The sequence below is a fragment of the Streptomyces sp. NBC_01260 genome (assembly GCF_036226405.1).
Taxonomy (GTDB): Bacteria; Actinomycetota; Actinomycetes; order Streptomycetales; family Streptomycetaceae; genus Streptomyces; species Streptomyces laculatispora.
Genome location: NZ_CP108464.1, coordinates 6683181 through 6696221, shown reverse-complemented (window position 1 = coordinate 6696221; position 13041 = coordinate 6683181). Strand labels below are relative to the sequence as shown.

The window sequence follows — 13041 nt, the reverse complement described above, 5'->3', positions numbered from 1 at the left end:
CCCGGTACCCCGGTTCGGGGTACCGGGGCGTTCGCCGCGTCCCGGGCCCTTCAGGTTTTCGCCGTGTTACGTCTTACTTGGTTACGCACCCGCGTCGAAGCGCTTCCGGGGTGCGCTGGTACGCTCTCGCCCCGCCCGCACACCGTGGGCGGCGTCCGGGAACGTACACAGCCGGGACCGGCACCCGCACCGGCATTCGAGCGCAGGGACGAGGTAGCTGTGGGCACATCCATCGACACCGACGATGCCGCTGCCGCCGAGTTCCATGAGTTCTTCGAGGCCCATTACGCCGAACTCGCCCGGCTCGCACACCTGCTGACCGGTGAGGCCGACGCCGCCGACGATCTGGCCGCCGATGCCCTGCTGGCGCTCTGGCACCGCTGGGACCGGGTCAGGAACGCCGACCATCCGGTGGCGTACGCGCGCGGGGTGGTCGCCAACCTGGCCAGGACCCGGATCCGCAGCGCGGTGCGCGAACGCCGCCGGATCGCGCTGTTCTGGGCGCCGCGCGGCGGCGGGGACGGATACGCGGTCGACGATCCGGACGTGTCGGCGGTGGTCGACGTCCAGGGGGCGCTGCGCAGGCTGCCGTTCCGCAAGCGCGCCTGCGTGGTGCTGCGGCACGCCTTCGACCTCTCGGAGCGGGACACCTCGCTGGTGCTCGGGATCTCGGTGGGTACGGTGAAGAGCCAGACCTCGCGCGCCGTCGCGGAACTGCAGCGGCTGCTCGGTCCCGATACGCCCGCCGCGCACGTACACGTGGCCGTCGCGGCGCAGCGCACCGGAGGAAGCCAGTGATGGACGAGGAGTTGCCCCGGCGGCTGCGGGGCGCCGCCGAGGCGCACCGCCCGGACCGGGAGCGGATGCGCGCCCGGGTCGAGCGCGGGATGGCCCGGGGCCGCCCCTCGGCGCGTGTCGTGCGCCCGCCGCGTGCCGCGACGCCGTGGCTGCGGGTCGCCGGGGCGACGGCGGCGGTCTGCGGGGTGCTGGCGGTCGGCGCCGTCGCCGTCACCTCCGCCGGCGGGGACGGGCCGCGCGGGGAGCGGGTGGCGGCCCCGCCGGCCTCCACCGCGACACCGTCCGCCGGCGCCACCAGGGGCACGGCCCGCGGTGGGCTGCGCACCGAGGACGGCCCGCTGTGGACGGACGGCGCCGTCGACCCGCACAGCAACGCGTACTGGGCGCAGAGCAATGTGACGCTGCGGACGGACGAGCCGCTCTCCTCGCTCACCGTCGAACTGCGGATCGCGCTGACCGGCGGGGTGACCAGCACCGGTTCCTGGCGTTCGCTGCCCGAGCGGGACTTCACCGTGTCGGCGACCGAGGACGGCGGCTTCCTCGTCTACCGGTGGGCCCTGAGGCCGGGGCGCACCGTACCGGCCGGTACGCACACCTTCGCCGGGCAGTACAACCACGCGGAGGGCGAGCGGGACGCGTCGGGCGACTACCTGAGCGCGCACGCGGTCCGGGCCTCCGGCCAACGGGCCTCGGTGGGCGACCGGTTCGGCCCGGACCACTGACCGTACGCCACTGAGCGGACGCCTGTGGCCGCACGCCTCGGACCGGACGCCGCTGTCAGGATTCCGGCCCGCCGGAGGCTTCCCCGTTACCCGGACGGAGGTCCCGCAGTCCTCCCCTGGCCCATCCCGGGCGGCGTAGGCGTGCCGGGGACGGTAGGACGGAGACGACACAAGGATGTGGACCGGGATGCAGATCGTTGTCGACCTCAACCGCTGCCAGGCGTATGCGCAGTGTGTGTTCATGGCACCGGAGGTCTTCGAACTCCATGGCGAGGAGACGCTGATGTATCTGCCTGCTGTCCCCCCGGAACAGCAGGAACGTGTGCGGCGGGCAGTGGCGGCCTGCCCGGTTCAGGCCATCCTCCCCGGTGAGCTCGCGAGTGCCGATGACCGGTGAGCCGCGCGGCGGGCGGATCGTCGTCGTCGGGGCGTCGCTGGCCGGGCTGCGGGCGGCCGAGACCCTGCGGGCGAAAGGGTTCGCCGGTGAGCTGACCATCGTCGGGGACGAACCCCGGCCCCCGTACGACAGGCCGCCACTGTCCAAACAGGTGCTTCTCGGCCGGGTTCGCGCACAGGACGTCGGTCTGCCGCGCCGCAGGGCGGTGGACGCGCGGTGGCGACTCGGGGTGTCGGCCACCGGCCTCGATCCTTCCGTGAAACGCGTGCTGCTCGCCGATGGCGACCGGCTGCGCTACGACCGGTTGCTGATCGCCACCGGGACCCGGGCACGTCCCTGGCCGCACCCGGAGCAGGCCGCACTGGACGGGGTCCTCACGCTGCGCACCGTCGACGACGCCGGCCGGCTGGCCGATCGGCTGGACGCCGGACCCCGACGGGTCCTGGTGATCGGCGCCGGATTCACCGGGTCGGAGATCGCCTCGGCCTGCCGGGAGCGTGGCCTTGAGGTCACGGTCGTCGAGCGGGGGCCCGCACCGCTCGTCGGCGCGCTCGGGGGAAGGCTGGGCGCACTCGCCGCCGACGCGCAGCGCGCACACGGGGTCGACCTGCGCTGCGGGGTGACCGTGAGCGAGCTCCGTGGCACCGACGGCCGTCTCACGGGCGCGGAGCTGTCCGACGGCAGCCGGATCGACGCCGATGTCGCCGTTGTCGCCCTGGGCGCCGTCCGCAACACGGAATGGCTGACCGGGTCGGGGCTCGCGGCCGGTCCCCGGGGCGTGGCCTGTGACGCGGGATGCCGTGCCTTCGACATGTACGGGATCGTGACCGACGACATCTTCGTCGCGGGTGACGTGGCTCGCTTCCCGCATCCTCTTTTCGAGTACCAGATGATCTCCCTCGAACACTGGGGCAACGCGGTCGCCCAGGCCGAGGTGGCCGCCCACAACATGGTCAGCGCGGGGCCGGACAGACGTCCGCACCTGACCGTGCCGGCGTTCTGGTCGAGCCAGTTCGGCCTGAACATCAAGTCCGTGGGTGTGCCGACCTTCTCCGACCAGGTGATGATCGCGCAGGGCTCGCCGCAGGAGGGCCGGCTGGTCGCGGTCTACGGCTACCGGGGACGCGTCACGGCGGCGGTCAGTGTGAACCGCGCGAAATGGCTGGAGCACTACCGGCACCTGATCGAGTCGGGCGCGCCCTTCCCGCCCCGTCCCGGAGCGGCCGACGGCCCGCCGGCCCCCGTGCCCGTCCCCTCCGACGTCCCGGACCCCGCAGCGCTCTCGCACGGTCCCACCGTTGCCCTCACCGGCCATCTGCCCGACCTGCGCCTGGCCGTCGTCCACCGGGGCGGCCCGGTGGACCAGCACCCTCATGACCAGGAGCACCCATGACCTCGGACACCCTCTTCGACCGGATCACCGCCTACGAGCATCGCGCCGACCCCTACCCCCTCTACGCCGAACTGCGCGAGAGCAAGGTCGCACGGCAGCACGACGGCAGCTACCTCGTGGGCACGTACGACGAGATCACCGCCCTGCTCCACGACCCGCGGGTCAGCTCCGACCCCCGCAACCTCACGGACCCGGATGAATCAGTGTTCCGCGACGACAGCCTGCCGCCGGCCTTCATCGGCGTCGACGATCCGGAACACGACCGGCTCCGTCGCCTCGCGATGCGCCCCTTCGGCCCGCCCCACACACCCGGCCGCATCGACGCCCTGCGCGACGACATCACCGCCATCGCCCGTGAGCTCATCACCGGACTCCTCGGCAGGGACCGCATCGATCTCGTCGAGGATTTCGCCTACCCGCTCCCCGTCACCGTCATCTGCCGCCTCCTCGGCGTGCCCCACGACGACATTCCCCGCATGCACGCCTGGACCACCACCATCATCACCAGCCTCGACCTCACACCCGGCCAGGACCGGCACCAAAAGCGGCAGACCGCCCTCGAAGCCCGCAGGCAAATGGCCGGCTACTTCGGAGAACTCGCCCGGAACCGACGCGGTCACCCCAGTGACGACATGCTCTCCGCACTGGTCAACGACTCCGGCTCCGATGGGCCCCTCACCGAGACGGAGGTGATGACCACAGCGGTACTGCTCCTCATCGCCGGGCACGAGACCACCGTCAACCTCATCACCAACGGCATGCTCACTCTCCTGCGCCACCCCGAAGAGCTCGCACGGCTGCGCCGCGAGCCCGAACTGATGCCGGCGACGGTGGAGGAACTCCTGCGCTACGAGCCCCCCGTCCAGCTGCTGCCGCGGCGTACCCCGCTCACCGACATCGAGATCGCGGGCACCACCATCCCCAAGGGCGCGACCCTGATCCTCGTCCTCGCCTCCGGGAACCGCGATCCGCTGCGATTCAGCGACCCCGACCGTTTCGATCCGACCCGCCGGGACAACCAGCATCTCGGTTTCGGCAGTGGAGTCCACAACTGCTACGGCGCACCGCTGGCCCGCGTCGAGACCCAGATCGCGTTGACCGAACTCCTGCGCAGCCTCGGTCCTCTCCAGCTGGCCGCGGACCCTCCTCCGTACCGCCGCAGCCCGGTCCTCCGCGGCCCCCGCCACCTGCTGGTCGCGCAGGGACCAGGGACCTCGTCCGCCCCTTGACCCCCTCGCTCCCCTGTTCGGACAGGGGAGCGACGCCCGCGGAGGGCACGGTACGGATCAGCGCAGGCGGCCCGCCCCGGCTCCCCGGTCGACGATGCCCGGGACGGCGTGCGGGTTGTCGATCCGGGTGCGCAGGACCGGGGTCCAGCCGGCGCCCCGGGTGAGCTGCTCCTCGGGGACGCCCGCGTTGTGGACGGCGATGAGGTCGGTCCTGCGGCCGTTCACGTAGTTGTCCTCGGCGGTGATCGGGGAGTCCTTCCACTTCTTGATGACGGTGGCCGGGTCGACCTGCGCGGCCAGTGTGAAGGCGTTGTGCTCGGCGACGATCCGGGACTCCATGCCCACGCCGTAGCTGTAGCCGTAGACGCTGCCCGCGGTCGCGACGAAGTGGTTGTTGTACGAGTCGACGGCGCCGAAGCGAACCCGGGGCGCGCGCTCGTTGAGGTCCTGGAAGAGGTTGTGGTGCAGGGTGACGCGGAGCTTGCCGCGGTCGACGGCGGCGGTGGCCGCACTGTCGCTGTTGCCGATGAGCATGGTCTTGTCGTGGTTCTTGAGGGTGTTCCAGGAGACGGTGACGAGGTCGGCGCCGCGCACGATGTCGAAGAGCCCGTCGTGCTGCTGGAACAACTGGCCGTAGTAGCGCGGCTGGTCGGAGTCGCGGCGGTCGCCGTCGCTGAAGGTGTTGTGGTCGACCCAGACGTGGCTGGAGCCGGTGACGACGAGATTGTCGTACTCGGAGTTCCAGGCACCCTTCTCGGTGTCGGTGGGGTCCCACTGCGGGAAGCAGTCGTAGGTGTCCTCGAAGGAGATGTTGCGGACGATGACGTTCGAGACGTTCCGCACCTGAAGGCTGGCGCCGATCACGGTGGCATCGTCGCCGACACCGACGATGGTGGTGTTGGAGGGGACGCCGACCTCGACGGCGGCCTTCTGGAGCGCGGCGGAGGCGAGTCGGGCCTCCTCCAGGGGTCCGCTGGGTACTTCCGTGGTGCCCCAGGTCGCCGGGTCGTAGGCGGCGAGGTACTTGTCCAGGGTGTAGCCGTCGGTCCGGTAGGCCTCGCAGTCGATCGGGTCGCCGGCCGCGTCGGCGTTGCCGTGAATGGTGCCGTCGATCCGGACGATCTTGGGCGCGTCGCCCGCGTCCGCGAAGGCGGCGATGAGTTCGGCCCGGTCGGAGACGGTGTAGATGTGGTCGCGGGTCGCCTTGGCGCCACCGGTGGTGGAGCCCTCGGCGGCGGCCCAGCCGTCGCCCCCGGCGAGTGCGGCACGCTCGATGCCGCTGTGCCGGGGAGCGGGGTGGCCGTGGCCGGGGCCCCGGTGGTGTCCGGTGGCCTGGGCGGGCACGGACACGGCGAGGGCCAGTGAGGCGCCGCCCATCACCAGAGCAATGGCGCGAGCATGACACATGCGTGCGGGCATGGCGGATCCTTCGAGGGTGAGTCGGTGGGTGACGGATTCGTGCTGTGGCGCTGTGGAGCGGTCAGGCCGGCGGCCAGGTGATCCACTCGGTCACCGGGGTGCCGGCCCGGCCGGATCAGCCGTTGCCGATCTCCTTCCACTCCGCCTGGGCCTTGTTCAGCTCTTCGGCGATCTTGTCCAGGAAGGCCTTGGCCGTGACCTTGCCGAGCAGCAGCTTCTGGAACTCCGGCTCGTTGTCCGCCTTGCTGATGTTGTTCCAGTCGGGCAGGTAGTACGGCAGCTGCACGATCTTGGTGGAGCCGTCGGTGAGGGCCTTCGCGGCGAGCTCGGTCGGCTCGGCCGCGCTGATCCACGGGTCCTTGGCGGCCTCGGTGTTGGCCGGGATGGCGCCCGCGGACTCGTTCCACTTGCTGTTCGACGCGTGCGAGGCGGCGAACTCGATGAACTTCCAGGCGGCCGTCTTGTTCTTGCTCGACCGGAACAGGCCGAGGCCGTCGACCGGGTTGGAGACCTGGACCCGGGTGCCGCCGTCGCCGATCGGGTTGGGGATGCCGGCGAACTTCTCCTTGCCCAGCGCCTTCAGGTGGTCCTGGTAGGAGCCGAGGTTGTGGCTGAGCATCCCGATGGTGCCGGTGTCCCACTGGGCGACCATCTTGGTGAAGTCGTTGTTGACGTCGGCGGCGGGCGTCGACTTCTTGTAGAGCGCGGCGTACTTCTCCAGCGCGGCGACGTTCTTCGGGTCGTTGAGGGTCGTCCTGTCGCCGTTCCAGAACTCCGTGATGCCGGACTGGCCGTACGCCGCGTCCATGGCCTGGGCGATGGAACCGGCGCCGCCGCGGATGGTGTAGCCGAACCTGTTCCTCTTGCTGTCGGTGAGCTTGCCGGCCGCCTTGTAGAAGTCGGCCCAGGTGGTGGGTGCTTCGAGGCCCGCGGACTTGAACAGGTCGGTGCGGTACCAGATCGCGCCGTTGTTCGCGGAGGTCGGCACCGTGTACATGTCGTCGCCCCGGCCGCCCGCGTCCTTGACGCTCTCGACCATGCCCTCGACGAGCTTGCCCTTCAGGGCGGAGCCCTTGATCCGGTCGGTGAGCGGGTCGAGTGCCTCCTGCGAGACCATGTTGGCGAGGTAGGCCGTGCCCACGCCGCCCACGTCCGGCAGTCCGCCGCCCGCGATGGCCGTGTCGTACTTGGACTGCACGTCGGCGATCGGGATCGGCACGTACGTGACCTTGATGTCCGGGTTCGCCTTCTCGAAATCCTTGATGATCTCGGTCCAGACGGCGGTGCGTGGACCGCCGTTGTTGTCCCAGAAGGTGATTTCGCCCTTGCCGCTGCCCTCGGTGCCGCTCTCGCTGCCGTCGTCACCGCAGGCGGTGGCGGTCAGGGCGAGTACCGCCGCGATGGACACCGCTGCCGCGGCACGCCCCCGCTGCGTCTTGGAGATCTTCATGGTCGGCTCTTCTCTGTCGGTTGTCCGTGTGACGGGTCGGTGTGACGGGTTGCTGCGTGGGGGGCTTCGTACGGTCAGGCGGTGGTGCGGAATCCGGTGAAGCAGGCCGTCCCGGCCGGCCCCGTCCCGGTGGGTGCGGTGGCGAACAGTCCGAGCAGGGCGCCGACCCAGCGCCACGGCGTCGCGGCGAAGACCTGGCCCGAGGGCCTGAACCCGGTCCCGTCCCCGGTGTCGGCGTGGAAGCGGCAGCGGGCCCCGGGACCGGCCTCGATCCGCAGCCGGGCCCGCCCCTCGGGGGCCGGCCTGCTGTGTTCGGCGTCCCGTTCGTGCTCGGCGACCGTCTCCGCGTACCGGTGCACGAGCCGTACGCCCTCGCCCCGCGACCGCTCCAGGCCGATCCAGCTGAACGCGTCCCCGAGCACGGCGAGTCCCGCTTTGGCGCCCGGCTCCTCGCTGCCGAGGGAGACCTCCACCTCGGCGGTGAACGTCTCGGCGGGCAGCCGCTGGACCAGCACGTTGGGCAGGGCCCGCAGATCGTGCGCGTACGCGGTCCGTACGCAGCTGAGCCGCAGCCCGTCCCCGCCGTGCTCGACGGTCCAGCCGGGGCGGGGGTTGGCGGTCCACTGCCACTGCCTGCCGTAGCGGCCGCCGGGGAAGCGGTCGTCGCTCGCCGGGGCCTCGGCGGGCTGGCCGGGCGCGGCCGGCTTGCGGTGCACGGATACGGGTTCGCCCGCGTCGCCGATGACCGGCCAGCCCCCGTCCTCGGCGTCCCAGCGCATTGGCTGGAGGTGGACGACCCGCCCGTACGCCCCGCGCTCCTGGAAGTGCAGGAACCAGTCCTCGCCCGCCGCGGTGCGGACCCAGCCGCCCTGGTGCGGCCCGTTGACCCCGGTACGGCCCTGGGCGAGGACGACGCGCTCCTCATACGGTCCGAAGAAGTCGCGGGAGCGGAAGGCGCCCTGCCAGCCCGTCGTCACCCCGCCGGCCGGGGCGAGGATCCAGAACTCGCCGTCGTGCCGGTAGAGCTTGGGGCCCTCCAGGGTGAACCAGCCGGGGATCGTGTCGGCGTCGATCAGGGTCTTGCCCTCGTCGAGCAGTTCCCGGCCGTCGGGGCTCATCCGGTGGCCGGTGAGCCGGTTCTTGATCCCGGAACGGGACTTGGCCCAGGCGTGCACGAGATAGGCCTCGCCGGTCTCCTCGTCCCACAGCGGGCAGGCGTCGATCAGTCCCTTGCCCGCCTTCACCAGATGGGGCGCGGTCCACGGGCCGCGGACGTCCTCGGCGCTGATCTGCTGGATGCCGTGGTCGGGGTCGCCCCAGAAGATCCAGAACCGTCCGGCGTGGTGCCGCAGCGACGGCGCCCACACCCCGCGGTCGTGGCGCGGCACGGCGAAGTCGGCGGCGGGTTCGAGGCGGTCCAGGGCATGGCCGATGAGTGACCAGTTCACCAGGTCGCGCGAGTGCAGCAGCGGCAGTCCGGGGACCCGGCCGAAGCTGGAGGCGGTGAGGTAGAAGTCCTCGCCGACCCGCACCACGTCGGGGTCGGACCAGTCGGCGTTGAGCACCGGGTTGCGGTAGGTGCCGTCGCCGAGGTCCGCGGTCCAGGGCCGTCCGCCGGGGGCGCTCACGCGGTCACCGCCCGGCGGACGTAGGCGGCGGCCGCCGCCCGGTCGAGCCGGCCGTCGGCGATGACGGTGACGACCCGGCGTACGACGGTGGCGCCGGCGGGGACGGGGAGCCGGTGGGCGGCGGCGAGGGACGAGCCGACGCCCGGGTACTCGGTGGTCCGCACGAACCACGGGTCCTGCCGGGTCTCCGCGGTCGCCCCCGCGAACACCAGGGTCCAGCCGTCGCCGCTCATCGCGACCCAGTCGGCGACGCGCCCGTGCACCGCCTCCTCGCCGTCCCCGAGGCCGCTGAACACGGCGGGCGCCGCGGGCTCCTTGGGCGCGCGCCAGAAGAAGCCGCCGTATCCGGCGCCCGGCCTGCCGTTGGTGGCGGGGCTGCCGATCGACAGGTCCGAGCTGCCGCGGTTGGTGAGCGAGAAGGAGAAGTCCAGCGCCCAGGCGGTGTCGGAGAGTTCGGCGGCGGCGACGGTGCGGTGCTCCCGCAGCAGCTCGGTGTCGTCCGCCTCCCAGCTGAGCTCCTCGACGAAGCCGTCCGGGTCGCGGAGCTTCCAGCCGAGGTGGCGCTGGACCCCGTGGTTGTCGAGCGCGGTGGGGCCCTGGTCGCGGACGAAGGTGCGGCCGCCCCAGAAGTTGTGCCCCGCCACGTCGGGCACGGCGACCGAGGTGCCCAGGTGGTGGAGGTGGTCGGCCGGGTGCTCCTCGGTGACCGGGGTGCCGCCGAGGGTGGTGACCGGGTGGAGGTAGGGGCGGCCCCCGGGGGCGGGGAGGTAGGTGTAGCGGCCGACCGGGCGGCCGGCGCAGCTCAGGAGTGCGGTGGTCGTCACGATGAACTCACCTCGGTGGGAAGCGCCCAGGGGACGCCGAGTTCGGAGAAGAGCGTGAGGGTGTCGGCGCCCGCCGCGACGGCCGCGTCGATGCCGCGCACCACCCGGCGGGTGCCGCCGCCGGCGAGGGCGGGGGCGGTGTGCCAGGCGCCGGACGGCAGGACGAGCGGCTCGGGGGCGTTGCGTACGGCTTCGACGACCCGCATGAACGCACCGGTGCGGTGCGGCGGCACCAGCAGCGCCGTGCCGTGCGTCAGGTGGTCGACGAGGTTCTCCAGGAGGTCGGTCCGCCCGTGCACGGTCTCCCGCGGTCCGTGTCCGGCGCGCTGGACGAGGACCCGGTCCTGCTTGTACCAGAAGGTGATCCGGCCGCGGTCGCCGTGGACGATCACATAGGGTTCCCCGGCCTGTTCGGCGCAGAGGGTGACGGCGACGGTGACCGGCAGCCCGGACGCGGTGGTGATGCGTGCGCAGGAGGTGTCGTCGGCCTCGATGTCGTGGGCGCGGAAGAGCTCGGTCTCGATCGAGGCGATGTCCTTGGCCGCTGCGCTGCCGGCGAGTTCGAGGGCGGTGGCGACGGCGTGCGCGAGCGGGTTGGTCAGCACCCCGTCGACCACGTCGGTGTCGCCGATCCGCCGCCGCCCGGCCCAGGGCGCCCGCCGGTAGTAGGTGTCGTCGCGGACCCAGGCGCCCGCGGCCCCGTAGCCCCGCACGGTGCCGATGGCGCCGGTCCGGACGAGTTCGCGGATGGCGGGCACCGCGTGCGAGCCGAAGGACTGGAAGCCCACCTGGCAGGCGGTGCCGGCGTCCCGTACCCCGGTCAGGATCCGCTCGAAATCGGACAGGGTCGCGGCGGGCGGCTTCTCCAGCAGGAGGTGGACGCCGCGTCCGGCGGCGGTGAGGGCCAGTTCGGCATGGGTCTGGATGGGGGTGCAGATCACGGCGGCGCGGGCCCCGGTGGAGTCCAGGAGCGCCCCGAAGTCGGCCGACTGCTCGGGGGGTTCAGCGGCGAAGGCGGCGAGCTCTCCCTCGCTGAGCGGGTTCAGCTCGCAGACTCCGGCGAGCCGGACGAGGCCCCGGTCCTGGAGGCGGCGGATGTTGGCGAGGTGCCAGCGCCCGTGGCCGCGGGCGCCCGCGAGGACGATCGGCAGCGCAGTGGTGTGCGTGTTCATGGGGCCCATGCGCGTCAGCCCTTCACTGCGCCGGCGCTGAAGCCGGTGATCAGCCATTTCTGGATGAAGGCGAAGACGATCACCACGGGGACCGCGGCGATCACACCGCCCGCGGCGAGCGCGCCCAGGTCGACGCTGTCCGCGCCGATGAGAGTGTTCAGGCCGACCGGGATCGTCTGCTTGTCCTGCTCGCTGAGGAACATCAGGGCGAACAGGAAGTGGTTCCAGCTGTGCACGAAGGCGAACGAGCCGACCGCGATCAGCCCCGGCCGCAGCAGTGGCAGCACCACCGCGCAGAAGGCGCGCAGGCGCGAGCAGCCGTCCACCCAGGCGGCCTCCTCCAGCGAGACGGGCACGTTCTTGATGAATCCGCTGATCAGGATGATCGACAGCGGCAGCTGGAAGACCGTCTCGGCGATGACCACGCTCCCCAGGGAGTTGATCATCCGGAGGTTCTTGAAGATCTCGAAGAGCGGTACGAGCATCAGCGCGCCCGGGATGAACTGCGAGCAGAGCAGCGCCAGCATGAAGGCGTTCTTGATCTTGAAGTTGAACCGGGCGAGGGCGTAACCGCCGGCCAGCGCCACGAGCGTGGTGGTGATCAGGGTGCAGACCCCGACGATCATGCTGTTCTGGAAGAAGACGGCGAAGCTGCGCTCGTTCCAGACCTTGGAGAAGTGCTCCCCGGTCATCGGCCACGGCACCAGCGAGGTGGACCCGGCGGGGCGCACGGCGAACAGGAGCATCCAGTAGAACGGGATGAGGGTGAAGACCAGGTAGATGCCGAGCGGTACGTAGATCTGCCAGCGCGGCACCTCGTCGAAGGCGCGCTCGCGACCGGGCTTGCGGCGCCGGTGCGCGGTGGGCGGCCGGCTGCTCGGCGCGGGCGGGTGTGCGGAGTCGGTGCCGTTCTTCTCGGCCAGTGCGGCAGTCACTTGTGGTCGCCTCCGAACTTGCTCAGGCGCAGGTAGACGATCGAGCAGAAGAGGAGGATCACGAAGGCGACGGTGGTGAGCGCCGAGGCGTAGCCGAAGTCGTGGCCCTCGATGCCGGTGTTGGCGACGTAGAGCGGCAGGGTGGTGGTCTCGCCCGCCGGTCCGCCTCCGGTGAGGGTGTAGAGCAGGTCGACGTTGTTGAACTCCCACACGCCGCGCAGCAGGGTGGCGAGGATGATCGCGTCCCGCAGGTGCGGCAGGGTGATGTGGAAGAACTGGCGCAGCCGCCCGGCGCCGTCGACGGACGCCGCCTCGTACAGCTCCTTGGAGACGGACTGCAGGTCGGCGAGGATGAGGATGGCGAAGAAGGGGACCCCGCGCCAGAGTTCGGCGACGGTCGCGGCCCAGAAGACGGTTCCGGTGTCGGAGAGCACGGAGGTGCCGTAGTCGCCGATCCCGGCGTCCGCGAGGTAACGGCTGAATCCGGTCGAGGAGTTGTAGAGCAGGATCCAGATGGTGCTGGTCAGCACGCCGGAGACGGCCCAGGGCGAGAAGACCATGGCGCGGGAGATGCCGCGGCCGATGAAGGTCTGGTTGACGATCAGGGCGAGGGCCAGTCCGAGGGTGAGCTGGAGCGCGACCTGGGTGACCACCCATTGGGCGCTGAAGCCCAGCGTGGTCCAGAACTGGTCGTCCTCGGTGAAGATCCGGGTGAAGTTGTCCAGGCCCGCGAAGCCGTTCCGCCAGGGCTTGGTGACGTTGTAGTTCTGCAGGCTGTAGTAGAAGACGCTGACCACCGGATAGGCGATGAAGCCCAGCATCAGCAGCCCCGCGGGGGCGATCAGCAGATACGGCAGTCGGCGGGGGCTCGCGGAGCGGCGCCTGGGCACCTTGGGCGGTGTGGCCACAGCGGCGGCTTGGGCCATGACACGTCTCCGTTCTCTCTGGCACGGGGGTGCGGGTTGGTGCTCGGCGGGGCTGGGCGGCACTGGACTGCGCCCGGTGCTGCCGGGTGGTGCTCGGTGGTGCGATGCGTGTAGTGCGCAAGCGCTTCCCGCATGACGTTCGGTGTAC

General features: G+C 71.4%; 12 protein-coding genes. 5 read left to right on the top strand and 7 right to left on the bottom strand.

Features of this window, described 5'->3' with window-relative positions; translation table 11 throughout:
* Window positions 1-219 precede the first annotated feature (219 nt).
* The 5 genes from OG322_RS29835 to OG322_RS29815 all read left to right on the top strand — a co-directional run bounded on the left by OG322_RS29835 (window position 220) and on the right by OG322_RS29815 (window position 4539).
* On the top strand, window positions 220-798 hold the full coding sequence (locus OG322_RS29835; RefSeq protein ID WP_329307235.1) for a SigE family RNA polymerase sigma factor: 579 nt from the start codon (window positions 220-222) through the stop codon (window positions 796-798).
* On the top strand, window positions 798-1520 hold the full coding sequence (locus OG322_RS29830) for a hypothetical protein (RefSeq protein ID WP_164494305.1): 723 nt from the start codon (window positions 798-800) through the stop codon (window positions 1518-1520). The genes OG322_RS29835 and OG322_RS29830 overlap by 1 nt, the downstream gene beginning before the upstream one ends.
* 187 nt (window positions 1521-1707) lie before the next feature.
* Complete coding sequence (locus tag OG322_RS29825; RefSeq protein ID WP_123469173.1) at window positions 1708-1917, top strand: ferredoxin; 210 nt, start codon at window positions 1708-1710, stop codon at window positions 1915-1917.
* Window positions 1907-3310: an NAD(P)/FAD-dependent oxidoreductase gene (locus OG322_RS29820; protein ID WP_123469845.1), complete on the top strand. Its 1404-nt coding sequence runs from the start codon at window positions 1907-1909 to the stop codon at window positions 3308-3310. Before OG322_RS29825 ends, OG322_RS29820 begins: the two co-directional genes overlap by 11 nt.
* Window positions 3307-4539 carry a cytochrome P450 gene (locus OG322_RS29815; RefSeq protein ID WP_266412300.1) on the top strand — a complete coding sequence of 411 codons (1233 nt, stop codon included), beginning with the start codon at window positions 3307-3309 and terminating at the stop codon, window positions 4537-4539. The genes OG322_RS29820 and OG322_RS29815 overlap by 4 nt, the downstream gene beginning before the upstream one ends.
* Window positions 4540-4596: 57 nt before the next feature.
* Here the strand turns inward: OG322_RS29815 and OG322_RS29810 are convergent, their stop codons facing one another.
* From OG322_RS29810 to OG322_RS29780, 7 genes are all read right to left on the bottom strand, one after another.
* Window positions 4597-5958 carry a pectate lyase family protein gene (locus tag OG322_RS29810; protein ID WP_329307234.1) on the bottom strand — a complete coding sequence of 454 codons (1362 nt, stop codon included), beginning with the start codon at window positions 5956-5958 and terminating at the stop codon, window positions 4597-4599.
* A 115-nt stretch (window positions 5959-6073) separates the two neighbouring features.
* On the bottom strand, window positions 6074-7408 hold the full coding sequence (locus OG322_RS29805; protein ID WP_329307233.1) for an ABC transporter substrate-binding protein: 1335 nt from the start codon (window positions 7406-7408) through the stop codon (window positions 6074-6076).
* 74 nt (window positions 7409-7482) lie between these two features.
* Window positions 7483-9036, bottom strand: a complete 1554-nt coding sequence (locus OG322_RS29800; RefSeq protein ID WP_124283777.1) for a glycoside hydrolase family 43 protein — start codon at window positions 9034-9036, stop codon at window positions 7483-7485.
* Window positions 9033-9860 (bottom strand): PmoA family protein, encoded by an 828-nt coding sequence (locus OG322_RS29795; RefSeq protein ID WP_124283778.1) that lies wholly within the window; start codon window positions 9858-9860, stop codon window positions 9033-9035. Before OG322_RS29795 ends, OG322_RS29800 begins: the two co-directional genes overlap by 4 nt.
* Entirely contained in the window at window positions 9857-11041 is a 1185-nt protein-coding gene (locus OG322_RS29790; RefSeq protein ID WP_123469185.1) for a Gfo/Idh/MocA family protein, read from the bottom strand. The genes OG322_RS29795 and OG322_RS29790 overlap by 4 nt, the downstream gene beginning before the upstream one ends.
* Window positions 11042-11046: 5 nt before the next feature.
* Entirely contained in the window at window positions 11047-11967 is a 921-nt protein-coding gene (locus OG322_RS29785; protein ID WP_123469187.1) for a carbohydrate ABC transporter permease, read from the bottom strand.
* On the bottom strand, window positions 11964-12893 hold the full coding sequence (locus tag OG322_RS29780; RefSeq protein ID WP_123469189.1) for a carbohydrate ABC transporter permease: 930 nt from the start codon (window positions 12891-12893) through the stop codon (window positions 11964-11966). Before OG322_RS29780 ends, OG322_RS29785 begins: the two co-directional genes overlap by 4 nt.
* Between the last annotated feature and the right edge of the window lie 148 nt (window positions 12894-13041).

Excerpts from the sequence above, each read along its gene's own strand:
- OG322_RS29805 (WP_329307233.1), bottom strand. The coding sequence starts at position 7,408 with ATGAAGATCTCCAAGACGCAGCGGGGGCGTGCCGCGGCAGCGGTGTCC.
- OG322_RS29820 (WP_123469845.1), top strand. The coding sequence starts at position 1,907 with ATGACCGGTGAGCCGCGCGGCGGGCGGATCGTCGTCGTCGGGGCGTCG.
- OG322_RS29825 (WP_123469173.1), top strand. The coding sequence starts at position 1,708 with ATGCAGATCGTTGTCGACCTCAACCGCTGCCAGGCGTATGCGCAGTGT.
- OG322_RS29810 (WP_329307234.1), bottom strand. The coding sequence starts at position 5,958 with ATGCCCGCACGCATGTGTCATGCTCGCGCCATTGCTCTGGTGATGGGC.
- OG322_RS29830 (WP_164494305.1), top strand. The coding sequence starts at position 798 with ATGGACGAGGAGTTGCCCCGGCGGCTGCGGGGCGCCGCCGAGGCGCAC.
- OG322_RS29815 (WP_266412300.1), top strand. The coding sequence starts at position 3,307 with ATGACCTCGGACACCCTCTTCGACCGGATCACCGCCTACGAGCATCGC.
- OG322_RS29790 (WP_123469185.1), bottom strand. The coding sequence starts at position 11,041 with ATGGGCCCCATGAACACGCACACCACTGCGCTGCCGATCGTCCTCGCG.
- OG322_RS29780 (WP_123469189.1), bottom strand. The coding sequence starts at position 12,893 with ATGGCCCAAGCCGCCGCTGTGGCCACACCGCCCAAGGTGCCCAGGCGC.